At 64.8% G+C, this 22555-nt stretch carries 20 protein-coding genes; 8 read left to right on the forward strand and 12 right to left on the reverse strand.

Annotated features, from left to right (window positions below; genetic code table 11):
- The first annotated feature begins 53 nt into the window (after positions 1–53).
- A complete protein-coding gene (locus tag ACTIAO_RS04675; RefSeq protein ID WP_441905102.1) occupies positions 54–482 on the forward strand; it encodes a hypothetical protein in 429 nt (142 codons plus the stop codon).
- Here the strand turns inward: ACTIAO_RS04675 and ACTIAO_RS04680 are convergent.
- From ACTIAO_RS04680 to manA, 4 genes are all read right to left on the reverse strand, one after another.
- A complete protein-coding gene (locus tag ACTIAO_RS04680) occupies positions 473–1846 on the reverse strand; it encodes a DUF5719 family protein (protein WP_441905103.1) in 1374 nt (457 codons plus the stop codon). The genes ACTIAO_RS04675 and ACTIAO_RS04680 overlap by 10 nt on opposite strands.
- Positions 1843–4848, reverse strand: coding sequence for a glycosyltransferase (locus tag ACTIAO_RS04685; protein WP_441905104.1), 3006 nt, complete (start codon positions 4846–4848; stop codon positions 1843–1845). Before ACTIAO_RS04685 ends, ACTIAO_RS04680 begins: the two co-directional genes overlap by 4 nt.
- Before the next feature lie 101 nt (positions 4849–4949).
- Complete coding sequence (locus ACTIAO_RS04690; RefSeq protein WP_441905105.1) at positions 4950–5270, reverse strand: WhiB family transcriptional regulator; 321 nt, start codon at positions 5268–5270, stop codon at positions 4950–4952.
- A gap of 140 nt (positions 5271–5410) precedes the next feature.
- Positions 5411–6550 carry a mannose-6-phosphate isomerase, class I gene (gene manA, locus ACTIAO_RS04695; protein ID WP_441905106.1) on the reverse strand — a complete coding sequence of 380 codons (1140 nt, stop codon included), beginning with the start codon at positions 6548–6550 and terminating at the stop codon, positions 5411–5413.
- Positions 6551–6617: 67 nt separating this feature from the next.
- On the opposite strand from manA, the gene ACTIAO_RS04700 reads away from it, so the two are divergent.
- From ACTIAO_RS04700 to ACTIAO_RS04715, 4 genes are all read left to right on the forward strand, one after another.
- Positions 6618–8039, forward strand: coding sequence for an O-antigen ligase family protein (locus tag ACTIAO_RS04700; protein ID WP_441905107.1), 1422 nt, complete (start codon positions 6618–6620; stop codon positions 8037–8039).
- Positions 8036–9337, forward strand: a complete 1302-nt coding sequence (locus tag ACTIAO_RS04705) for an O-antigen ligase family protein (protein WP_441905108.1) — start codon at positions 8036–8038, stop codon at positions 9335–9337. The genes ACTIAO_RS04700 and ACTIAO_RS04705 overlap by 4 nt, the downstream gene beginning before the upstream one ends.
- 93 nt (positions 9338–9430) lie before the next feature.
- The gene (locus tag ACTIAO_RS04710) at positions 9431–10396 is read left to right on the forward strand and encodes a glycosyltransferase family 2 protein (protein WP_441905109.1); all 966 of its coding nucleotides are present in this window, start codon (positions 9431–9433) and stop codon (positions 10394–10396) included.
- Complete coding sequence (locus tag ACTIAO_RS04715) at positions 10393–11004, forward strand: hypothetical protein (protein WP_441905110.1); 612 nt, start codon at positions 10393–10395, stop codon at positions 11002–11004. Before ACTIAO_RS04710 ends, ACTIAO_RS04715 begins: the two co-directional genes overlap by 4 nt.
- A gap of 24 nt (positions 11005–11028) precedes the next feature.
- Here ACTIAO_RS04715 and ACTIAO_RS04720 read toward each other — a convergent pair whose 3' ends face one another.
- The 3 genes from ACTIAO_RS04720 to ACTIAO_RS04730 are packed head-to-tail and all read right to left on the reverse strand — an operon-like array spanning position 11029 to position 13051.
- Positions 11029–11760: an ABC transporter ATP-binding protein gene (locus ACTIAO_RS04720; RefSeq protein ID WP_441905111.1), complete on the reverse strand. Its 732-nt coding sequence runs from the start codon at positions 11758–11760 to the stop codon at positions 11029–11031.
- Positions 11760–12554, reverse strand: a complete 795-nt coding sequence (locus ACTIAO_RS04725) for an ABC transporter permease (RefSeq protein WP_441905112.1) — start codon at positions 12552–12554, stop codon at positions 11760–11762. The genes ACTIAO_RS04720 and ACTIAO_RS04725 overlap by 1 nt, the downstream gene beginning before the upstream one ends.
- Entirely contained in the window at positions 12551–13051 is a 501-nt protein-coding gene (locus ACTIAO_RS04730) for a GtrA family protein (protein WP_441905113.1), read from the reverse strand. Before ACTIAO_RS04730 ends, ACTIAO_RS04725 begins: the two co-directional genes overlap by 4 nt.
- 87 nt (positions 13052–13138) lie before the next feature.
- Here ACTIAO_RS04730 and ACTIAO_RS04735 point away from each other — a divergent pair, with 87 nt between their 5' ends.
- Together ACTIAO_RS04735 and ACTIAO_RS04740 are read left to right on the forward strand one after the other, a co-directional pair.
- Complete coding sequence (locus ACTIAO_RS04735) at positions 13139–14143, forward strand: glycosyltransferase (RefSeq protein WP_441905114.1); 1005 nt, start codon at positions 13139–13141, stop codon at positions 14141–14143.
- The gene (locus ACTIAO_RS04740) at positions 14140–15081 is read left to right on the forward strand and encodes an NAD-dependent epimerase/dehydratase family protein (protein WP_441905115.1); all 942 of its coding nucleotides are present in this window, start codon (positions 14140–14142) and stop codon (positions 15079–15081) included. Before ACTIAO_RS04735 ends, ACTIAO_RS04740 begins: the two co-directional genes overlap by 4 nt.
- Positions 15082–15116: 35 nt before the next feature.
- Here ACTIAO_RS04740 and ACTIAO_RS04745 read toward each other — a convergent pair whose 3' ends face one another.
- Genes ACTIAO_RS04745 through ACTIAO_RS04765 form a run of 5 tightly spaced genes read right to left on the reverse strand, consistent with a single transcriptional unit; the run spans position 15117 to position 21112 of the window.
- Positions 15117–17195, reverse strand: coding sequence for a hypothetical protein (locus tag ACTIAO_RS04745; protein ID WP_441905116.1), 2079 nt, complete (start codon positions 17193–17195; stop codon positions 15117–15119).
- 48 nt (positions 17196–17243) lie between these two features.
- Positions 17244–18380 (reverse strand): UDP-galactopyranose mutase, encoded by a 1137-nt coding sequence (gene glf / locus ACTIAO_RS04750; RefSeq protein ID WP_441905117.1) that lies wholly within the window; start codon positions 18378–18380, stop codon positions 17244–17246.
- Positions 18381–18384: 4 nt separating this feature from the next.
- The gene (locus tag ACTIAO_RS04755; RefSeq protein ID WP_441905118.1) at positions 18385–19380 is read right to left on the reverse strand and encodes a Gfo/Idh/MocA family oxidoreductase; all 996 of its coding nucleotides are present in this window, start codon (positions 19378–19380) and stop codon (positions 18385–18387) included.
- Positions 19380–20477: a DegT/DnrJ/EryC1/StrS family aminotransferase gene (locus ACTIAO_RS04760; RefSeq protein WP_441905119.1), complete on the reverse strand. Its 1098-nt coding sequence runs from the start codon at positions 20475–20477 to the stop codon at positions 19380–19382. Before ACTIAO_RS04760 ends, ACTIAO_RS04755 begins: the two co-directional genes overlap by 1 nt.
- Positions 20474–21112 carry a DapH/DapD/GlmU-related protein gene (locus ACTIAO_RS04765; protein WP_441905120.1) on the reverse strand — a complete coding sequence of 213 codons (639 nt, stop codon included), beginning with the start codon at positions 21110–21112 and terminating at the stop codon, positions 20474–20476. The genes ACTIAO_RS04760 and ACTIAO_RS04765 overlap by 4 nt, the downstream gene beginning before the upstream one ends.
- Before the next feature lie 161 nt (positions 21113–21273).
- Here ACTIAO_RS04765 and ACTIAO_RS04770 point away from each other — a divergent pair, with 161 nt between their 5' ends.
- Positions 21274–22554 (forward strand): lipopolysaccharide biosynthesis protein, encoded by a 1281-nt coding sequence (locus tag ACTIAO_RS04770; RefSeq protein ID WP_441905121.1) that lies wholly within the window; start codon positions 21274–21276, stop codon positions 22552–22554.
- Position 22555: the final 1 nt, after the last annotated feature.

Raw genomic sequence — 22555 nt, forward strand, 5'->3', positions numbered from 1 at the left:
GCGCCCGACCCGATGAGGCTCGGATGCCGCGCGGGACAGCCTAGACTTTGGACATGCCCCGTCGCAGCGCAGATCCTGCCGCCGCTCCTCGCCGCGGTGCCAGGCACGGCCGCCATGGGCGTCTCGGACGCAGCGAGGTCGTGCGTCCGCCGCTGCCGCCACTGGACGGACGAGTGGACCGGTTCGACGCCACGATCGGCGCCGCCGTCGACTTCCTCCGCGGAACCTGGCCCGAGCTGCAGGACGTGCGCTTCGAGATCGGCGCACTGCCGATGCAGGCCGATGACGATGGCATCCCCCGGTGGCACCTCGACCGGGACGAGCGTCTGATCGTGCTGTTCCGGATTCCGATCGAGCGGCTCCTGCCCCCGGGCCACGATGACGGCATCCACCGTCGGATCGCGATCGAGAGCGCCGTCTTCCGCGCTGCCGCCGAGTACGTCGGACGCGACCCGTGGGAGTTCGGCCCCGATCAGGGGTAGACGGTGATCGGCTCCTGCGCGGCAGCTCCCGGCCACACCGGCCATCCCGCCAGCGCATCGGTTCCCGAGAGCATGACGGCGGCGTGGATGGGCTCATCGGATGCCAGTGAGTAGACGGTGTCCGGATCGACATCGACGACGACATCGCTGCCGGCGGGGACGGTGATTTCCTGAGCCTCTGCGTCGCCGGATGCCGGGGCGAGAGATACCGTCGCATCGGTGCCTGCGGAGTTCACGAGATGGATGCGCGGGGCGGGTCCTGCGGGAACGGCGATGAGCACTTCGCCGCGGATGTCCGGTGCGGGCGTCATCCAGGAGAAGTCGCTACCGCTGCCGGCGCGTGTCATCTGCCGGATCGCGCTGACCACGGGAGCATCGGCGTCGATATCGACGCTGTAGGTTCCGGGTTCCAGATCATCGAAACTCACCTCGGTCGGGGCGCCCGCCCCCAGCGGAACGGTCAGGGTCTGCACGACCTCGCCCTCGGAACGAACCAGGACGCGCGCCTGCGTCTCCTGATCGGTCGCCATCAGCCGCAGCACCGTGAGCGGGGTGTCCTTGCTCTGCGCGAGCACCTGGACGCCGGCGAACGCGAGATGCGTGTTCGGAGCGCCTGCACTGTCCTGCAGGTCGATCCCGGACGGGTCGAGGGTGCGGATGAGCGACGACTGCAGCGATGCACGCAACGGTGCGCCTGCGGCCGTGACGCGCACGACGGGATCCTCAGCGCCGATGGCGACCGAGGACAGCGGGACGCTCAGCTGCGTTCCCGCGGGAACCAGAGACGTGGTCGAAGTCTCTGCGAGCCCGAACACGGTCAGCGTCGCCGTGGCTGTCACATCTCCGGGGTTCGCGAGGATGATGAGGTCATTCGTTCCGGTCTCCACCGATCCGCCGACCAGCCAGGATTCGGTGCGGGCCTCACGGCAGGCGGCCCCGGCGAGTCCAGAGATGTCCTCTGACGTGAACGCGATCGACTCCGCTGCGGCCACGAGCGCTGCTCCGCCCTGCTCCGCACTGCCGACGAAGCGCTGAGGTCCGTCCGTGTCGCTGAGCTCGGGGGCTGCGAGCACCGAGTCCTCGCGGGATCCGTTGCTGTCCACAGTCAGGTCCGGCGTGCCAGCGGGCATCTGCTGCGCAGCATCCAAGGAGTTGCGACCGACGGCGCGGAAGTCGCCCGTGCACACGAGCGTGGTGTCGCCGGCGGTGGGGGTGACGTCGACCTGTGCCGGTTCGCTAGCAGCGCCCGGCCACGGCAGCGCGACGGCCGCGATGACACCGGCGACACAGGCGACCGCGATCACGGTACCGGCGAGGAGGCGGGCGCTGGTCGCGACGACGCGGATCGCACGTTTCTGAATCATCGCTCCTCCTCCGGACCTGCGGGTGCTTCGGGCTCGGCAACGTCAGGCTCGGAAACTTCGGGCTCAGGATCTTCCGGCTCCGCAGGAACGTCCTCCGGCTCAGGCACTTCCTCCGGTTCCGCAAGCACTTCCTCCGGCTCCGCCATCTCCTCGCCGTAGAGGAACTCGTCCTCACGACGCCGCGGCAGCACCAGCGGCTCCTGCGCGGAACGTCCGACGATGCGGGACTGCGCGCGCGCGGCGCGGCGCGATGCGCGGGTGGGGACGGCGAGCAGAAGCGCAGCGAACAGCACGATGAGCTGGATCGCGGTGACCGTGCTCGCGGTGCCGGCCTGGGTTCTGGTGAGATCCGCGTGGGCCGCCGGCTCCGCATCGAGGCGCCACAGCACGCCCTTGTCGGTCTCGCCCACCTTCACGAAGCCGGTCCGCTGATCGAGCGCGGTGACGGCCTCGACCCGGAAGGCACGTGCGGCGTCGGATTCGCTTCCGTCGACCTGGTCGAGAAGGACGAAGGCGATACCGTGCTGAGCGAGTTCCTCGGGGGCATCGAATGTGCGCGAGGAGAGCAGGTCGACGGACAGGGCGCTGAGATCGGCGCCCTGCGGCTCTGTCGCCGTGTTCAGGATGGTGGTCTGCGCGCCGAGCGTGGCGCTCGGTCCCCAGACAACATCCACGGCGAGGCCGCCGTCGTTCAGCGGGGTGAGGACGAGCGTTGAGAGGTCCTGATCGCCGCGAGCTTCGGCAGCGACATACGCCGGAAGAGTGCTCTCGGGTCCATTGGTCAGGACGGAGCGATCCATGTGCAGGGCGGTCAGGGCCGGTACCGCGCAGATCGCCAGCGCGACTCCGGCGACCGTGACAGCCGCCACGCGGACCCGAGGCATCGTGATGGCGGTATCGAGAGTGACGAGAGCGCCGCCGACGAGACCGACCCACGCAAGGCTCAGCCCGGTGCCCGGCCAGATCTCGACCGGGATGCCGTGGGCGAACGTGACCGTGACTCCGACAGCCAGGAACGCCGTGGCAAGACCGGTCATGGTCACGCCCAGCAGGGTGATGCCGGCGCCCCAGCGCGGTGCGATGGCCCCGGCGAGGGCAAGGAGGGCGAGAGGCGCGATCAGCAGCGGAGCCCATGCGGCGATGGCCGGGTCGAGGATATCCGCCCAGCCGGCGAGATCCGTCGTCGGGAATCCGGTCGCCAGCAGCAATCGGCCCGCGCCGTCGGCTGCGACCTGTGGTCCTGCCCAGGCGAGACCGGGGTCGGCGAACACGGCCCACAGGTTGCCGCGCTGCGCCTGCCAGATGATCAGGGGCACGAACAGCGCCGCTGTCGGCGCCAGCATCCAAAGCAGACGAACGGCGCCGTGGAACCATGCGCGGGTCAGGACGATGATGATCGCCAGCAGCCAGAGCACCGCGAGCGCGGGCGCGAGCGACGGTGCGCAGGCGAGCGTCGCGGCCAGAATGATGGATGCTGCGCCCGCAGCACCCCACGAACGGTGAGCGACGACGGCGGAGTGGAAGAGCCACGGCAGCAGCAGATGCACGAGGACTGCGGCGGGGCGTCCCTCGACAAGTGCGGTGAGGAAGGTCGGCGCGAGAGCCCAGGCGACTCCGCCGAAGATGCGCAGGCCGGCGCGATCGGTGATGCGCGTAGCGGCGAACCAGCCGCCGAGAACGGCGAGTGGGAGTGCTGCGAGCCACAGCAGCACCATCGCGAACGAGGGGGCACCGGCCCAGAGTGTGCCGATCACGGCGAGCACGCCGGCGAACGGGTCGGCAGGGCCGACGAGTCCTACCCCGATTCCGCGCTGGCCCCATGCAGCGTCCTGCCACAGACTCGTGACGGTGTCGCGCAGCGGCAGCAGCGCTCCCCCGCCGAGGGCGGGCCAGGCGAGCAGGGAGGTGAACGCGGCGATACTGACCACGAGGGCGCCGAGCACCGTCCAGGCGCCACCGCCGGAGAAAAAGTTGAGTTCGCTGACCACGCCGCCTTCGCTGCCGTGGCCGTCGTCGAGTCTGCGACGGAACTCTCCACGCGTCATCCGGAGCGCTGCGATGCTCATCCATGATGCGGAGCGGAACGCACGGATGTTGCGGCGCGACCGCGCGACGGCGCCGAAGCGGAACATCTCGGTGATCGCGGCTCCCCACTCAGGGAAGACGGATGCCGGACGTTTGCCGATCAGGTGTGCGATCGTCCGCCAGAGGGCGAGCGGGAGCAGGCTCAGCCAGTGCAGCGGAACAGCGGCGGCGGGAGCGTAGGCGAGGCGACGGTGCAGCTGTGCGACGCGGGTGGCGTAGGCTCGTCGCCCGGCTCGCTGCGGGAGTGCTGCGGGTCCGTCGGGGCTGACGGAGATGCGTGCGGTGGGGGCGAGGACGAGGCGTCCGCCACCCAGGCGTGCGCGCACGCCGAGGTCGAGTCCCTCGTCGGCTCCGTCGAGAGCAGGATCGATCTCGAGGTGCTCGCGCACCTCGCTCCGGATGAGCATGCCGCGGATGTCGGCGCCGAGAGCGTCGTCGCGTCCGTCGTACTGGTTCTGGTCAAGTTCACCGGCAGCGAGCTCGACCGTGCGGCCGAGTTTGGTCATGGTGACGCCGAGGCTCACCAGTTCGCGGTCGTCATCGACGTCGACGAGCTTGGGCGCTGCGATCGCGGCGGACGGGGAGCGCTCGAGGGCTCCGGCGAGCTGCGCGAGTGCCTGCGGGTGCGGTGCGGTGTCGTGGGCGAGCAGCCAGACCGATGATCCGGTGGGAACGCGCGTGTACCCCAGCTGTACGGCTTCGGCGAAGGAGGTGCTGGCGCGGGCCTCGATAATGCTCTCGACGATGCGACCGACCTCGTCGCTTTCGCGCGCTGCGGTGCCGTCGCCGCAGACGACGAGCGTCACGGCTTCGGGGCGTCGCGTCTGCAGAGTCAGTGCATCGAGGGTGCGCAGAAGCTGTGCACGAGAGGACGGACCGGGACGCGCAACGATGATGGCATGGACTCGGGTTGGCATGGCCTCGTCAGCCTATGCGCTGAGCCCGGGCGATTCGCTCATCGCGCGCGGCGTGGTCGCGAAGCTATGACCGAGTCGCGAAGCTATCACCGACGTGCGGATCAGCCAGCGGCTTGGCGCTTGAGCTTGCGGCGCTCGCGTTCGCTGAGGCCGCCCCAGATGCCGAACCGCTCATCATTGCCCAGTGCGTATTCGAGGCATTCGCCTCGAACGTCGCACGACGAGCAGATGCGCTTGGCATCACGAGTCGATCCGCCCTTTTCGGGGAAGAACGCCTCCGGGTCGGTCTGCGAACACAGTGCGTCGGTCTGCCATGCCAGTGCGGTGTCATCGTCCGGCTCTGGACGTCTGACCCCGGGAACCCCGAGATTGACTGGATCGACAAACCAATTCTCGGGAACGTCGGAACGGTAACCCGTCATATCGTTCTCCTTGCCCTAAGTACTGCCCCCCGCTGGGCCTTGCATCACTAATTACACCCGTGTCATTCGATCCGGTCAAGTCGCGGATCGTAAACCCTCAATCAGATATTGAAGGTTCACGGCGTGTCTGCGGCGTGTCGTCAAATGAAGGCGGTCACGCCGGGCTCGGCGACGAAGGCCTCGCCGGTGCCGGAGAGCACGAGCGTGGTCTCGTCGGCCGTGGCGAAGACCGCCTGTCCGACCGGAACGGTGCGCACTTCAGCATCCGCTCCTTCGACCGTGATCTCTCCCCCGGTGGCGAGCACCATCGCGGGCCCTGCCACCTCGAGCGACACCGGGGAGCCGGCGAGCGCGACGCGACGCAGCGCGAAGTCGGGGACGTCGACCGGGTAGGACGTGACGGCCCCGGATGCCGCGGGCCGCAGCACCGGCACGACTCCCGGTGTCGTGTCGAGAATCGACAGCAGCTCCGGAACGTCGATGTGCTTGGGCGTCAACCCTCCGCGCAGCACGTTGTCGCTCGCCGCCATGATCTCGACGCCCAGGCCCGAGACGTAGGCGTGCAGGAGCCCTGCACGCAGGAAGATGCCCTCGCCGCGGCGCAGCACGATGAAGTTCATCAGCAGCGCGACAACGACCCCCGGGTCCCCCGGGTTCCGCTCAGCAATGGAGCGGATGGCGTCGAGCTCGGCGCCGAACTCGTCTGATGACGCGCCGACAGCCGCAGCGATGATCTCGTCGACCTCGGTCTGGGCGCTTCCCGACAGCAACCAGGCGAGCGTGTCGCGCAGCGCGTCGCCGTCGGCACTCAGTCGTTCGCGCAAGGCCGCGACCCCGTCCGATGCGCCGCCAGCTTCAAGAGCGTCTAGGAGCCGCAGCGTGTCCGCGACGGGTCGCAGCCCGCTGAGCGCTTCGAACCGGTCGCTGAGCGCGACGATGAGCTCGGGCTTGTGGTTCTCATCGCGGTAGTTGCGGTGCGGGTCATCAGCATCCAGGTGCATCTCGCGAGCCCAGCCGTCCCGCGCCTGCGCGATCGTCGGGTGCACCTGGATCGAGAGCGGATCGGCGGCGGCCAGCAGCTTCAGCAGATAGGGAAGCGTGCCTCCGGTGACGGCATCCAGCGTCGTGGCGCCGGCGACATCGGCCGGATCGCCGGGGTGATCTCCGAACCAGACTTCTGCCTCCGGAGCACCGGTAGGCTCGCGGCCTTCGAGCTCGGCGAGAAGCGACGGGGAGCCCCACGCATAGTCACGGGGCATGTTCGACAGACTCAGCAGCATGAAGCCAGCCTAGCGATCCTGCCGTGGCTCAACCGGGCGCGGGGCGCCGCGCGGTAGCCTGATTGCGATGGCGCAGTACACGAAGCATCCCGTGACAGCCCCGCCCACCGCGCCGGAGCGCGAGTCGACGGGGCATCTGCTGTTGCGCGCGTACGCGACGATCGTGCTGATCGCCGTGTTCGCGCACACGGCGGTGTACAACCTCCTCGGCCTGTACGGCGCGGGAATCCTGATGATCGTCATGATTCTGGCGGCGTGCGCCATCGGCATCCCGATGATCGCGCAGAAGCGTCCCTACCGGTTCGCGTGGCGCAGACTCCCCTGGACTGCCATCGGGTACACCGTCTTCGCGCTGCTCTCCGTGGCCTGGTCGCAGTGGCGCGGGCCCACGCTCATCACCTGGATGCTGCTGGCTGCGGTGACCATCAACGCACTGCTGATCGCGCACGCGCTGAGCTGGCAAGAGATCATCGGATCGCTGGCATCCGCGTTCAAGTGGATTCTCGGGCTGTCGCTGGCGCTCGAGCTGTGGGTGTCGATCGTCATCCAGCATCCGCTGCTGCCGAACTTCCTGATGGTGCAGGACGGCGATGTCGATCCGCACCTGTACTGGGTGCGCAACAACCTGTTCGATGGCGGCCGCATCCAGGGCATCGTCGGCAACTCGAACATCTTGGCGATCGTGTCGCTGTTCGCGATCATCACGCTCGGGGTGCGCATCGCCCAGCATGCGCGCTGGCGTGCGACGCACATCCTGTGGCTGGTGCTCGCCGCGTTCCTGATGTTCCGGGCGTCGTCGGCGACGGCGTACCTGTGCGCACTCGCCGCCGCGGTCGTGCTCCTGGTCGCGCTGCTGATCCGCCGGACGACGACGCCACGTGACCGTGGCCGCATCTACGCCATTTGCGGCGGGATCGTCGTCATTGCTGTCGCCGCCCTCGTCGTATTCCGCCAACCGCTGTTCACCGCGCTCGGTCGCGGTGCCGATCTCACCGGGCGCACCGACCTCATCTGGGCGAAGGTGCTCGAGCGCGCGGCGCAGCATCCGATCTTCGGTAATGGGTTCTCCAGCCCGTGGATTCCCACCGATCCGTCATTCGATGGCTGGATCATCGACCATGGCATCACGGTGTTCCACGCGCACAACATGTGGCTGGACGTGCTGATGCAGCTCGGCGTCGTGGGCGTGCTGCTGATGGGTGTGGCGTACCTGAGCCTGCTGTGGCGGTCCTGGTTCTTCGCGGCTGATCGCCCGCGCTGGGATCTGCGCGCTGACCGCCCCTACTCTCCGGTGACACTGCTGCCGGTGCTGTTCACGGTGGTCCTGCTCGTGCAGGGGCTGGCCGAGTCCACGCCCATCATGCTGTGGGGCTGGATGATGCTCGTGCTGTTCTCGTTCAAGATCAAGGCCGTGCCGCTGGTTGGAGTCGGGCTCAGTGAGCAGTCCCGCGTCACCGAGCGCGGCCGCGAGGCTCGGCGCATACCGTGACGACGCCACGGGCACGTGTCAGCCGGCTGCTCGAGTCGACCGCGATGGCTCGTGCATACACGCTGACGGTGCTGGGCGCGACGTTCGGGTCGTTCGCCATCGAGCAGATGACCTCACGTGTCACGTTCGCGACGATCATCCTGCTGCTGGCAGTCCTGGGGGCGGCGATCCTGTTCGTGCGGCGCGAGGAGCTGTCGCTGCTGCGGGTGGCGCCCACGTCGCTGCTGATGTTCCTGGCGCTGGCGCTGGTGAGCCTGCTGTGGACGACCGATCGCAGCGACACGCTGGCCGCGTGGGTGTGGCTGTTCGGCTTCGCGTTCCTCGCGATCACGATCGGGCACATCCGCGACACGCTGCAGACAGTGCGGGCGATCGGCGACACGCTACGGGTGCTGCTGGTGCTGTCACTCGGCGTGGAGATTCTCTCCGGCGTCCTGCTCGATGTGCCGATCAAGTTCCTCGCGATCGAGGGGAACCTCGCCCTTGGCGGACCGATCCAGGGCCTGTTCGGCACGCGCAACATGCTCGGCTTCGTCGCCGTGATCGCCCTGATCACATTCGTGATCGAATGGCGGACGCAGTCCGTCGTCGCCCCCATCGCGGTGCCATCGATCGCCCTGGCCGGCTTCCTCGCGCTACTGTCGGCCTCGCCGACCGTGCTCGTGCTCGCCATCGCCGTCGGTATCGGGACGGGTGCGTTGACGACCGTGCGGCACGCGCCACCCGCACGCCGGACGATCGTGCAGTGGATGCTGGGGATCGTGGTCGTCGTTGCACTCTCGGTGGCGCTCATCTTCCGTCATCCGATCATCGCGTGGATGGGCGCGGGGTCGGACTTCTCGACCCGAGCGGATCTGTGGAACAAGATCCTGGACTTCGTCGATCTCCAGCCGTTCCAGGGGTGGGGATGGTTCGGAACGTGGGAGCGCGGTGAGTACCCGTTCACGTTCATCAACTACCTGCTCGACAACCACCACGAGACCGCGCTGAACGCCTTCTTCGATGTGCTGCTGCAGCTGGGAATCGCCGGATTCCTGCTGTTCGCGCTGCTGGGTGGAGTGGCACTCGTGCGGTCGTGGCTGGTCGCGAGCGTGCGACGCTCGGTCGTCTACGCGTGGACTCCGCTCGTGCTCGTCACCCTCGCCGTCGACTCGATGTTCGAGAGCTTCACTCTCACGGGAGCCGGGTGGTTCATGCTGGTTCTGTGTGCCCTGCGCGCCGGGCAATCGCGATCGTGGCGCGAGAGTATCGACGCAGCGAACACGGGCGTGATACCGACGTTGGGGCGGAGCGAGTAAGACCGGATTCACCGGTGCGGCGGGTAGGCTAGACCCGGCCGCCAGGCCCCTACGCCTACCACGCGTCCGCGAGCGCACACCGGAGATATGCACGTGACACCCAGCCAGCATTCGTTCGATCCGGCACAGGCGACGATCGTGATCGTCACGTACAACCGCTCGCACCTGCTCACCCGCCTGCTCGCGAGCATCACCGAGATGGACCCGAAGCCCGGGCACGTGGTGATCATCGACAACGCCTCTGCCGATGACACCACTGAGGTCGTCGAGTCGTTCCGGAGCAGCATCGGTACCGAGATCGTCTACCGCAAGCTCGACACGAACACCGGCGGCTCAGGCGGGTTCAGCGAGGGAATGCGCACCGCGTACGAACTGGGCAGTCAGTGGATCTGGATGATGGACGACGACGTCGAGGTCCTCCCCGACGGACTCGCCAAGATGGGCAAGTGGACGCCGCGCTTCAAGAGCATCCAGGGTCGCCGGTACGACTACGACGGCAGCGAGTTCTACTGGCAGTACCGCATCGCCGATCGGATGGGCATCCCGATTCCGTTCGCGCCGGCGGGCTTCGATGCTTCCGGTTTCAAAGAGATGAACAGCGGATGCTTCGAGGGCATGTTCATCCACCGCTCGATCGTCTCTCAGATCGGGCTGCCTGACCCTCGGTTCTTCATCTACTGGGATGACCAGATGTACGGCTGGCTCGCGTCGCGGCTGACCACGGCTGTCATCGTGGACGACTTCGTTCTGCGTCGCACGCGCGAGATCAAGCAGTGGGACATGGGCATCCGCCACATGAATGCCTCGAGCAACGCATATCGGTACTACATCATGCGCAACCGCGGCTTCATCAAGCAGTACTACCGCACGCACGGTGTCTACAACCCGGTGCTGTTCGGACTGGGCACGACGGCGACGTTCTTCAAGGAATTGATCCGTCTCGTCTTCGTCGAGCGCACCGTGCGCGGTACGAGCAACCTCTTCCGCGGCATCCGTGACGGAGGAAAGGTCGGACGCGACCGCACGTGGAAACCGATGCCGGCATTGGAGCAGCAATGAGCGACGACCAGCAGACACGAGCCGAGTGGATCTTCCCGGAAGAACCGAAGAGCAGCAAAGGACGCGTCTGGCTGATCGTCGGGCTCGTCGTCGCCGCTTTGGTGATCATCGGGGCCGTACTGTTCTTCGTGATTCCGCGGGATGAGACTCCGGGTCCCGATGCAAGCGCCACGCCGTCGGCCTCGGCGTCGGCGTCGGCCACAGCCACGCCCTCTGGAACGCCGTCCGCTGCGCCTTTTGACGCACCGTCGACCGAGCCGTCAGAGCCGATCACCACTCCTCCCCCTGTGCCAGATCCTGATATGGGCACGTTCGTCGGGCAGGTTCAGCCCTGGCTCGATGACGCCGTCACCGGCTTGGACATGGTCTCGAACATGAGCGGCCAGGAGGCAGCACAGGTCGTCGACACTCTGCAGGGCGACGCTAACCGCCTGTCAGGCGTGGTCGCGCCGAGTTCGATCTCTTCGCAGTGGTACGACAGTGTGAGCAAGTACTCCGGCGCTCTCGGCGAGCTGCGCTCCGCGATCGACGGCGGTGGAGATACTCAGGCGCCTCTGAGCGCCGCGTCCGCTGCGCTCCAAGAGGTGCGCGCGCTGGTCGGTCTTTAGGGCCGGACGCCTTGGCGCCGTCGGTCAGTTGTGATCGGCGTTGTACCTGTCGAGCACGTCGTTGATGCCAGCATCCAGTACGAGCTCGCCCTTGTTCAGATACAGCCCTCGTGTGCAGAAGCGACGCAGGTCGCGTTCGTTGTGGCTGACGAAGAACAGGGTGCGCCCCTCGGCGAGCAACTCGTCGATGCGCCGATAGCATTTCTCACGGAATGCCTTGTCGCCCACCGCGAGAACCTCGTCTACGAGCAGGATCGGTTCATTGAGCTGCGAGACGACAGAGAAGGCCAGACGTACCTTCATACCGTTCGACAGGTGCTTGTAGGGCGTCTCCTGGGACTCCTCGAGCTCTGCGAACGCGATCATGTCGTCATAGCGACGGGCGATCTCTGCCTTCGGCATCCCGTGCAGGCCTGCCGTCAACCGCACGTTCTCACGAACGGTGAGATCTCCGACGAAGCCGCCGGTGAGTTCGATGAGCGGCGCCACTCCCCCGTGCACTTCGACTGTGCCCTCATCCGGCAGCAGAACACCGGCCACGAGGCGGAGCAGCGTCGACTTACCCTGACCGTTGCGACCGACGACGCCGATGGATTCGCCCGGCTGCACGGTGAACGACACGTTGCGAAGCGCCCAGAACTCACCCGGGCGACTGCGCCGTGAAGTATCGGCGAAGAGGTCTTTGAAACTGCGACGCCCGCGTCGGTTGCGCCGGAACTGCACTCCGAGGTCTTTGACTTCTATCGCTGCCGACATCACAGTTCCTTCAGGACTGCGCGTTCGAGACTGCGGAAGACCCACACACCCAGCGCGAAGATGATGAGACACATCGCCGCACCGATCAGCACCGTGTTCAGATGCCACTGATCAGGGAAGAACGCCATGCGGTACAGCGTGAAAATGCCGGCGAGTGGGTTGAAGGACATGAGCGTCTCGAACGGTTCCGGAATATTGGACACGCTGTAGATGATGGGGGTGGCGTAGAAGAGCGCACGCAGGATGAGGCCCGTGGTCCGTTCGAGGTCGGCGTAGAGCGCGCAGAGCGGCGCGACAAGCAATCCGAGTCCTACGAGCAGGATCACCTGCAGCAGCATCGCCACAGGGAACCACAGGATCCCCCACCCGAATTGCGTCCCGGGTGAGAACACGGCGAACAGCACCAGCACGGGTAGGGAGAAGAGGAACTCCATGCCTTTGCTCAGCACGGTCCGATTCACCCAGATGGAACGAGGAATATTGGTCGACCGGACGAGTCTGGAATCCTTCTTGAACGCCTTCGTGAAGTCTGAGACCGACGAGTTGAACCATACCCATGGCAAGAGGGCGCTGATGAGGAAAACGATGTACGGGTCCTCGCCCACGCTGCGATTGAAGATCTGCGTGAAGACGAACCAGTAGATCGCACTCATCACCAATGGGTCGAGAACCGACCAGAGGTAGCCGAGGAAGCTCGTCGAGTACCGAACCTTCAAATCTCGTGCAGAAAGCAGCCACAGCGAATGCAGATATCGCCGGGGCGTTCCCGGCGCCCCGACAGCAGCGTGACTCACGATGACGAGTCTATGGGGCGGCCATCGGACGGTCCTTCAAGTGGTGCGGAGATGTCTACTTCCGGATTCTGAACAGCTTTGCGCCGAAAGGAGAAGTGCTTGTGTCCGAAGAAACTAATGAGCGTAGTGACGATGAGGACGATCGCCTGGGCGACGAGCGGATGGAGGTGCACAGCCTCGACAAGGATGGGGAGAGCTGCGATGTTCGCGAGGATCGAGACGGCGTAAACACTTACGAAGCGCGCGAAGTCGACCAGCACGTTCCCTTTCACCACGAATACGAAGCGCCGATACAGAATAAAGGCCAGCGTGATGGAAATCGCGTAGGAGATCACCAGTGCAAGGAGATAGCCGAACGGCACGCGCGCGAAGACCCACTGTGCGAGCACCGCGTAGATGGCGTAACCGACGACGGTATTCACGCCGCCGACTGCAATGAAGCGCACCCTCTGATCGCCGGCGACGCGTGCACCCAGCTCGCGTAGTGATGCTCCCATGAACCCGTCCACTGATTTCCTACGATTGTCGCGGATTGTTAGTCTAGTGCCGCGACGAACTCTTCCCGCTCGACTGCGAAGGCCTCCATGTCCATAGATGTCACATCGGATCCGCACGAGATATCCATCGTCGTCCCCGTGTATAAGGGCGAGCTGACGCTCCGATCACTGGTATCCGAGATTCTCCCCATTACGAGCGTCACCTCATCGCCCGCCGGCACCGCGTGGCGCGTCGCCGAAGTCTTGCTCGTTCACGACAACGGCCCCGATCGCTCTGCCGACGTTATCCGACAACTCGCCGAGGAATTCGATTTCGTCCGCCCAGTCTGGTTGAGCCGCAATTTCGGTCAGCATGCCGCGACTCTCGCAGGCATGGCATCAAGCGGGTCGGAGTGGATCGCTACGATCGATGAAGACGGGCAGCACGACCCCATCGATATCGGACTCCTTCTCGACGCTGCCGTCGAGAACGAAGCCCCGCTGGTCTACGGTAAACCAATTGATTCGAAGCCCCATGGTGTCTTGCGAAACGCGTCTTCACGGGGTGCGAAGGCACTCATGTCTGGACTCGCTGACGGGCAGAAAACGTCCGATTTCCAGAGCTTCCGTCTCATTTTGGGCGAAATAGGCCGGAGCGTCGCGGCGTACGCTGGCTCCGGTGTCTACCTGGACATCGCCTTCGGGTGGGTTGCCTCGCGCGCAGTCACTGCAGAAGTACCCTTCCGCGACGAGGGCGAGCGCGTGTCAGGGTATTCCGGTCGTAAGCTGCTGAGCCACTTCTGGAAGTTGGTCCTCTCGAGCGGCACGCGTGCCCTTCGCGTCGTCGCGATGGTCGGTGCGGCCTTTGCCGCGATCGGTATAGTCCTCGCCCTCGTGTTTGTGGTGCAATGGTTCCTCGGAGCAGAACTACCAGCGGGATGGACGTCGCTCATGACCGTGATCCTGCTGACTTCGGGGGCCCTCCTGATCTCTCTCGGCATGGTCGCAGAGTATCTGGGGATGGCCGTGAACATGGCCATGGGCAAACCGCCCTACCTGATCATCAGTGACCCCGAGGACGGTCCGCTCGGATCACGTCGCGCGCACAAATGAACAGCATTGATTGGGTCATCGGCGCTCGAGGACTGCTCGGTTCCGCAGTCGTGCGCCGTCTTGAGGCCGGCTCGGGTACTGTGTTCGATGGTCCCCGCATCCGATGGGCCACCGAAGATGCCGAGGATGATCTCCGTCACGGTGTCAGGGATCTGGCCTCTCTCGCATCAGGGAGCAGATGGCGCATCTTTTGGTGCGCGGGTGTCGGCGTCACTGGTTCAAGCCAGGAGTCGCTAGAGACCGAGGTGAGACGCTTCAAGACGTTTCTCAACGCGCTCGCCGCCCTGCCTGTCGCTTTCCGAAACGAGGGGACGCTGTTCGTCGCCTCTTCGGCCGGGGCGCTGTTTGCCGGCTCGATCGGCGCTCCCTTCAATGAGACGACCCCGGTGCATCCGCTAGGTGCGTACGGCGATGCCAAACTCGCCATCGAGCGGGCGTCCGAACAGTTCTCAGGCGAGACCGGTATACGCTGTCTCGTCGGTCGGATCGCCAATCTCTACGGTCCCGGTCAGAGCTTGTCAAAACCGCAGGGACTCATCTCGCATTTGTGCCGATCGCACGTCCGACGAATCCCCTTGTCGGTGTATGTCCCCCTCGACACACTTCGTGATTACATCTTCGTCGATGACTGCGCCTCTCTCATCGTGGATGCCTGCGACCGACTCGTCTCCGAACCTGAAGGCACATATATGCTGAAGCTCCTCGCATCAGGGCGCTCAGTCAGCGTGGGGGCACTTCTGGGCGAGTTCCGTCGGGTCGTCGGTCGCCGCCCTGAGATAATGATGGGAAGTTCCCCCGTCGCGTCCCTGCAGAGCAGAGATCTGCGGATGCGTTCGGTCGTTTGGCCCGATCTGGATCACCGCGCGACGACCAATTTGTCGGACGGCATCGCACGCACGCTACAGGGCATCTGTCGCTCAAGCTTCGACCCGGCTTGACCCGACCGCGAGCATCGTCGCCAGGAACTGGCTTGTCAGCGTGGGCTGGTTGACACGTACTCTTCCCGACGCAGAGCGATACGGACGAAGCCAGCAAGCTCGCGGAAGGGCCGTGAGTGCTTCGCATGCGAGGCATCCGCATCCAGAAGGGTCACGCCCGCGTTTTGGTTGACCGACGCCGCAAACAGCATCTCGTCAAACCACAGGTCTGAGGATTCCTTCGAAGCCCCCGCAACGAAGCGTGCCGTGTTTCCGTCGAGGGCAAAGGTGCGAGGGCGGCCGACGACGCGATCTCCGAGCGTCAGCGATCGAATCAAGCTGTCCCGTGACGCGCGCCCTTCCGACACCATGCCCGGTGAGGCATCCATTCCGGATCGGGCCGCGGCAACACTCTCGCCCGCGTCCGAAAGCGGTGCATCGCCAACGATCAGCACACGATCGCCTCTGGTGCGGAGCACCGCCTCCCGCAGCTGCCGTCCACGAGATTCCACGGCGTCGCCGTCAGACATTGAGATGATCAACTCATCCTCCGCGGCAAGCACCGCGGTGAGAGCATCAACGTTGCTGCGATCCGTCTGGAATCCGTCCAGCACCACGCTCAGTCCCGCCACTCGCTCAGCGGCGCTCGTCTCTCTCAAGCGCCGTCGCAACTCGCGTCCGCGCACCCGCGCCGGCCAGGAGGTGACCGCCCAGACGAGAACGCCGAGAGAGACCGCGGCCAGGAGGCCGAGCGCTGCGGCCAGTTCAGAATAGTAGTAGAGCATCGGCATCACGAGGATGGCAGGCACGAGTCCCAAGAGGAACAACGGGGTCGCGATCGCCAGCACCCGGCCCAGGCGCGGGCGTTGTCGTGCTCGTACCGACATACCGACGGCGAAGCCGATGATGATGAACAAGATCAGACCACCGAAGTGCTTCGTAACGAATAGGGCCTTTTTGAGGTAGAGCTTCACCGCACCGACCGGATCGCCCAACACCTGATCAAGGTAAAGACCCTTCAGTATCTCGTCGTACTCCTCACTCGCGACAAGTACATCCGGGTTCACCTCACGAGCCTTCGCCCAGCCGTACTCGTCCGCCCAGGTCACGGCGAAGTGTGACGGCTGGCCGTTGATCGGGGTCGGGTAGGACAGTCCGAGATAGAGCGAGTGCCAAGCGGTGTGGGCATCGGGAACCTCGGTCATCGCCTGGCCAGTTGTATTGGCACGTTCGACGTTGATCGCTGTCATCAGCCCTGTCTGCAGTACAGAGGCAAGAAGGATGGTGACGACGGCGCCGGCAAGAGCTGAAACCCAGCGCCACCGCCGTCGCGCGAAGAGCCACCACAAGACGCCAACCGCCGCCGCGATGCCCATGCCCGATAGCGAACGTGACATATTACCGAACGCCGCGAGAACAGCGATACCCACTGTTGCACCGATCAGCGCCACAAGCTTGAGCCGGTAAGCGCTGAGCAAGACGATGAGCGACAACGAGAGGAAAGCGAGTGACGCTGCAGTGCCGTAGAGCGAATAGACGGCCAGCGTACTCACCTGATCAGAGAGCCCGTACTCCGTCCCGGCGAGCGTCGCCCCGTGATTGAAGAGCCAGACCACGAACGGCAGGAAGACGAGAGAGTAACCTGCCCTGGCACGTCCCACAATCCGCGCGACCGCCAGTGGGAGCCAGACGAGCGGAATCGCTACGAAAAGTGCCTGCGCTAATTTCAGCCCGGGATAGGGAGAGTCTGAACCAGTGATGTTGTACATCAAGCTGGCGATGATGTACGAACCGGGATCATCATCCCATGTGGCAAAGGTCAACGGTCCGTCCGCAGGAGCCTGGACACCGTACGATCCGGAGCCAGTCTCCTTGATCAGCAGTGTACCTGTGTCCTGGTATGCGTCGTACGTCGCCCGTAGCTCGGCATCTCGCGCGCCGTGCCATGCCATGTCCCCCATTGACATTACCGTCGCGAATCCGACGACCCCCATCGCGATACCGACCAGGAGGAGAAGCGCAGTCGTAGCGCGTGACCATGGCCGATTGAACGTTGCAGTGTCGACCGTCGTGGTCGATTCCGCGGCGCGCGAGGTTCCGACGGGCAGGTCGGAAGAAGAGGACGAGGAGGGCATGCCACGATTCTACCGATCGGGGCTCAGATCTCTGACGACCACGACCGATCAGACGAGCTGGTTTTTCCACATCGACAGTGCTGAGCCGATCGCCATATGCATATCGAGGTATTGGTAAGTGCCCAGGCGTCCACCGAAGTGGACGTCCTTCTCGCCCTTCTGCAGCTCGCGGTACGCCAGCAGCCCATCGCGATCTGCAGGGGTGTTGACCGGGTAGTACGGCTCGTCGGTTTTCTCTGCGAAGCGCGAGAATTCACGCATGATGACCGTCTTGTCGGTCGGATAGACGTCTTTGCGCTCCGGATGGAAGTGCTTGAACTCGTGGATGCGCGTGAACGGCACGTCCATGTCGGGATAGTTCATCACTGGCGTGCCCTGGAAGTCACCGATGTTCAGGACTTCCTGCTCGAAGTCGAGCGTGCGCCAGCTGAGCTCGCCCTCGGCGTAGTCGAAGTAGCGGTCGACAGGTCCGGTATAGACGATCGGTACCTGGCCGACGAGCGCCTTGCGGTTGAGCGGCTGCGACTCGTCGAAGAAGTCGACATTCAGCTTCACTTCGATGTTCGGATGCTCGGCCATCCGCTCGAGCCATGCCGTGTAGCCGTCGGCCGGGAGCCCTTCCCAGGTGTCGCTGAAGTAGCGGTTGTCGTAGTTGTAGCGCACAGGGAGGCGGCTGACGATGTCGCCGGAGAGCTTATGTGGATCGGTCTGCCACTGCTTCGCGGTGTAGTCGCGGAAGAATGCCTCGAACAACGGGCGACCGACCAGCGCGATGCCCTTCTCCTCGAAGTTCTGTGCCGACTTGACGTCGTACTCACCGGCCTGCTCTTTGATGAGCGCTCGTGCTTCGTCAGGCGAGTATGCGGCCTGGAAGAACTGGTTGATCGTGCCGAGGTTCACCGGCATCGGATAGACCACGCTCTTGTGGTTCGTGTAGACGCGATGCACGTAGTTCGTGAACGTCGTGAAGCGGTTCACGTACTCCCACACGGTCGGATTCGACGTGTGGAACAGGTGCGCCCCGTACTTGTGGATCTCGATGCCCGTCTCGAGCTCGGCCTCGCTGTACGCGTTACCGCCGATGTGAGGGCGGCGTTCGATGACGGTGACCTTGCGTCCGGCGTTCGCGGCGCGCTCTGCGATGGTGAGACCGAAGAAACCCGACCCTATAACAAGGAGATCCATGCGCTCAGCGCCCGATGCGAATCAAGCTACCGCCGTCGCGCGCGGACTCCAGGGCTGACTCAACCACTTCAAGTGCATGCACGGCTTCGCTCATTGTTGAGAGTTCACTCGGCTGGCCGAGGACGGCATCACGGAACGCTTCGAGTTCCGCTCGAAGCGGCTCCCGTTTCGCGAAGGCGAAGCGGGTTACATCTCCTTCGGACACTCCTCGGAACGTTGACACGGAGTCCCACTCCAACAGTTCGGTTCCGTTGGAGTGGAAACTGAGATCGCCGGTGGCAGTGTCGGCGACGAACGTGCCCCGCTCGCCGGTGACCACCGTCACACGCTCCTTCATCGGACTCAGCCAGTTGATCAGGTGGTTCGTCACGATGCCATTGTCGAGCCGACCGGTCATCGCGATCATGTCTTCATGATCCCGGCCGCTCTTGAACGCCGTCTGTGCGCTGATCGAGGAGTACGTCGACTGCGCGACCCATGCAGTCAAATCGATGTCGTGCGTACCGAGGTCCTTCGCCACACCAACGTCGCCGATGCGCGCGGGGAATGTGCTCTGGCGTCGGGTAGCGATCTGATAGACCGAACCCGCGTCGCCCTCGGCCAGGCGACGTCGCAGTTGCTGTAGCGCAGGATTGAAGCGCTCGACATGTCCAACCGCGCCGACCAAACCGTGCGCCGCGAAGCTCTCGCTCACGCGATGCCCGGAGACGCTGTCTTCACTGATCGGTTTCTCGACGAGCGTGTGGACTCCTGCGTCCGCGAGTGTCAGCGCGGCATCCGCGTGGAATCGAGTTGGGATAGCGATTACCGCGATGTCGATCTTCGAAGCGACGAGCTCATCCACATCCTGGAGCAGAGGAATCGAACCGACGACGCGAAATGGGTCACCCCCGGGATCCGCAACCGCGACGAGTTCGACGCCGTCAATGTCACGCAGGATTCTCGCGTGGTGCCGTCCCATCGACCCCACGCCTAGCAGACCTGCCCGCAGAACCGCCATCAGCTCCCCGCCCCCGCGAGCGCGTTGACCGCCGTGACGATGCGCTCGAGGTCGGCGTCTGAGAGCGATGGGTGCACCGGCAGCGAAACCGCCTCGCTGGCCGCGCGCTCGGTCTCCGGTAGCTCGACACCGGGCGCGTACTTCTCGAGGGAAGGAAGACGGTGATTCGGGATCGGGTAGTACACACCGCTGCCGATCGCGTACTCCTCCTTGAGCGCCCGCACGAAGCCATCCCTGTCATCGGCCACACGGATCGTGTACTGGTGGTAAACGTGACGTGCACCGTCCGCGACAGGGGGCACGGTGACGCCTCGGAGATTCTCGTCGAGGAATGCGGCATTCGCGCGGCGAGACACGGTCCATGCGTCGACCTTGGTGAGCTGCACGCGGCCGATCGCGGCGTGGATGTCAGTCATACGCGCGTTGAAACCGATCAACTCGTTCTCGTACTGACGCTCCATGCCCTGGTTGCGCAGAAGTCGCACGCGACGCGCCGTTACTTCGTCGGGTGTGATAACCATGCCACCCTCACCGCTGGTCATGTTCTTCGTCGGGTAGAGCGAGAACATCGCCATCGCACCGAATGTTCCGACTGGGCGCCCGTCGAGCGCCGCGCCGTGCGCCTGTGCGGCGTCCTCGTAGAGCGCGAGCCCGTACTTCGAGGCGATCTCGCCGAGCTCACGCATCCGAGCGGGATGCCCGTACAGGTGCACCGGGAGGATCCCGCGTGTGCGCTCCGTGACCGCTGCATCGACTGCAACGGGGTCGAGTGAAAACGTCTCGGGCTCGATGTCCGCGAAGACCGGAGTTGCGCCGGTGAGAGCGACCGCGTTCGCTGTTGCTGCGAACGTGAACGATGGCACGATGACTTCGTCACCGGGACCGATACCGGAGGCGAGAAGACCGAGATGGAGACCCGAGGTTCCGGAATTGACGGCCACGGTCGGGCTGTTCTCGACGAAATGGGCACTGAACTCACGCTCGAAAGCGGCAACCTCCGGCCCTTGCGCCACCATACCGCTGAGGAGCACACGGTCGACCGCCGCTCGCTCATCGTCACCGATCAGCGGCTTCGCCGCCGGAATGAAATCAGTCACTGTTCCTCCAAAACGAGAGCCCCTGCTGTCTCGACGTAGCGTGCGCCGGTCGTCGGGCACATCCAGGTGCCAGGCTCCGATTCAGTAAGTGGGACGCCGGCCTTGCCGACCCATCCGATGCGGCGCGCCGGAACGCCGACCACGAGCGCGAAGTCGGGAACGTCGTTGACGACGACTGCGCCGGCTGCCACCATCGCCCAGGCCCCGATTGTGACTGGCGCGACGCATGTCGCTCGGGCACCGATCGAGGCACCGTCTCCGATGCTGACGCCGACGGGGTCCCAGTCGTGCGCGGACTTCTGAGCTCCGTCAGGAGACACTGCTCGAGGATAGGTATCGTTGGTGAGCACAACGGCCGGGCCGATGAACACACCGTCGCCGAGGACCGCTGGTTCGTACACGAGCGCGTAGTTCTGCACCTTGCAGTTGTCGCCCATGCGGACACCGCTGCCGATATACGCACCGCGTCCGATAATGCAGTTCTCCCCTAGGACAGCCTGTTCACGCACCTGAGCAAGGTGCCAGACCGAGCTGCCGTTCCCGATGGTTGCCTCTACCGAGACATCTGCGCTTTCGAGGATCCGCGGAGCGGCAGCGATGGCTGCCGTAGGGCCGGAGTTCTGGGAGGGCGTCACAACGAAGAATCTTACCCTGCTGCTTTGCGCAGACCGTGTACACGAAGCTCTCCGACAGCGCGGGCGCAGAACTGCCGAGTATCATTGCGGCGGCACGAGTGGTTCGTGCACTCGCACCACGCGAGCCACTTCCTGAGTTACAAGCTCCAGACAATCGCGAGATGGCGGAGAACGACACGATGACTGATCCGCAGCCGCGACGCCCTGGAGTCGGCGTACACGTCCGGTCCCACGGTAAAGCTCTGCTCGCCGTTGGAGTCGCGAGCGGACTCGGGATCGTGGCGTCCTTCGCCTTCCAATTGCTGAGCGCACGGTTCCTCTCGCCCGCCGACTTCGGTCTTCTCTCGGCATTCATAGTCATCGTCAACGTCGCGGCAATTGGGAGTGCATCGCTGCAAAGCAGCGTGACCGTTCAAACCGCGTCGGCCCTGAGCTCTCGTGACGCATCGGTACGCACGACCCACCGGTGGCCACTCGACGCCATCGTGCTCGGTGTAGGAGGCGGAGCGCTCGTCGCGTTGCTCTCCCCCTGGCTCGCCGCCGCGCTGACCACCACGCCGATGGTGATCCTCGTCGCTGCCGCGACCATCCCGCTCAGCTTCCTGTTTGCCGATGCTATGGGGCTGCTCCAGGGGTCGACTCAGGTCGCCCAGGCTGTGTGGTGGTCGACGTTCTCCCAAATCGCCCGCGTGCTCTTCGCTATTCTCGCGATTGCTGCCGGCGCTGGCTTCGGGGGGATCGTGGGAGCGGTGCTTGCAGCACTCGTCGTCGCCGTCGTCGGAGGCCTGTGGAGCGCGCGTCGAGTCCCCCGCCCGACGAACGGAGTCTTCAGTCGCTCGGGGATTACGATCGTGATCCTCACGATCGCCTTCGCCTGGCTCACAAGCTCTGACATCATCTTCCTCCGCGCCGGTGCGCCCGAGGATCTCGCGGGTATGTACGCATCGGTAACCGTCTTGGTGAAGACAGGCTTCCTGATACCATCGACCCTTTCGCTCTACCTTCTGCCCCGGTTCGTGAAGCACCGAGACAATCCGGCGCTCTCGCGAATCGGCGTGCTCGCAACGCTCGGGATCTCGATCGCGACGAGCGTCGCGATGATCGTCGTTTTCCTTACGCTCGGCAACTGGATCGTCGGGCTGATATACCCTCCCGCCTACGCTCCGGCAGCCGATCTCCTCGTACCGACCGCCCTCGCCTACATGCCCTGGATCGCGGCGCAGGGCATGATGATCAAGATGACCAGTTCGGCATCACCGGTGGCTGCAGCGACGCTTGTTATCGCCGCAGTGGCGCAGTGGATCGCGTTCACTCAAACGATCCCGGATGTGACAGCCATGCTGACCGCGTACGCCGCGATCGGCACCGCCGTCCTCGTGGTCTTCTTCGTGATCGACATGCGCAATGCGCGCCGGCTTCGACGCTTGCGCGCCGACGATTGAT

Source organism: Microbacterium sp. (assembly GCF_052099035.1).
Lineage (GTDB): Bacteria > Actinomycetota > Actinomycetes > Actinomycetales > Microbacteriaceae > Microbacterium.

Coding starts and splice junctions, on each gene's coding strand:
- ACTIAO_RS04770 (WP_441905121.1), top strand. CDS start 21,274: ATGGCGGAGAACGACACGATGACTGATCCGCAGCCGCGACGCCCTGGA.
- ACTIAO_RS04690 (WP_441905105.1), bottom strand. CDS start 5,270: ATGACGGGTTACCGTTCCGACGTTCCCGAGAATTGGTTTGTCGATCCA.
- manA (WP_441905106.1), bottom strand. CDS start 6,550: ATGCTGCTGAGTCTGTCGAACATGCCCCGTGACTATGCGTGGGGCTCC.
- ACTIAO_RS04685 (WP_441905104.1), bottom strand. CDS start 4,848: ATGCCAACCCGAGTCCATGCCATCATCGTTGCGCGTCCCGGTCCGTCC.
- glf (WP_441905117.1), bottom strand. CDS start 18,380: ATGGATCTCCTTGTTATAGGGTCGGGTTTCTTCGGTCTCACCATCGCA.
- ACTIAO_RS04720 (WP_441905111.1), bottom strand. CDS start 11,760: ATGTCGGCAGCGATAGAAGTCAAAGACCTCGGAGTGCAGTTCCGGCGC.
- ACTIAO_RS04735 (WP_441905114.1), top strand. CDS start 13,139: ATGTCCATAGATGTCACATCGGATCCGCACGAGATATCCATCGTCGTC.
- ACTIAO_RS04730 (WP_441905113.1), bottom strand. CDS start 13,051: ATGGGAGCATCACTACGCGAGCTGGGTGCACGCGTCGCCGGCGATCAG.
- ACTIAO_RS04675 (WP_441905102.1), top strand. CDS start 54: ATGCCCCGTCGCAGCGCAGATCCTGCCGCCGCTCCTCGCCGCGGTGCC.
- ACTIAO_RS04700 (WP_441905107.1), top strand. CDS start 6,618: ATGGCGCAGTACACGAAGCATCCCGTGACAGCCCCGCCCACCGCGCCG.
- ACTIAO_RS04715 (WP_441905110.1), top strand. CDS start 10,393: ATGAGCGACGACCAGCAGACACGAGCCGAGTGGATCTTCCCGGAAGAA.
- ACTIAO_RS04745 (WP_441905116.1), bottom strand. CDS start 17,195: ATGCCCTCCTCGTCCTCTTCTTCCGACCTGCCCGTCGGAACCTCGCGC.
- ACTIAO_RS04755 (WP_441905118.1), bottom strand. CDS start 19,380: ATGGCGGTTCTGCGGGCAGGTCTGCTAGGCGTGGGGTCGATGGGACGG.
- ACTIAO_RS04680 (WP_441905103.1), bottom strand. CDS start 1,846: ATGATTCAGAAACGTGCGATCCGCGTCGTCGCGACCAGCGCCCGCCTC.
- ACTIAO_RS04740 (WP_441905115.1), top strand. CDS start 14,140: ATGAACAGCATTGATTGGGTCATCGGCGCTCGAGGACTGCTCGGTTCC.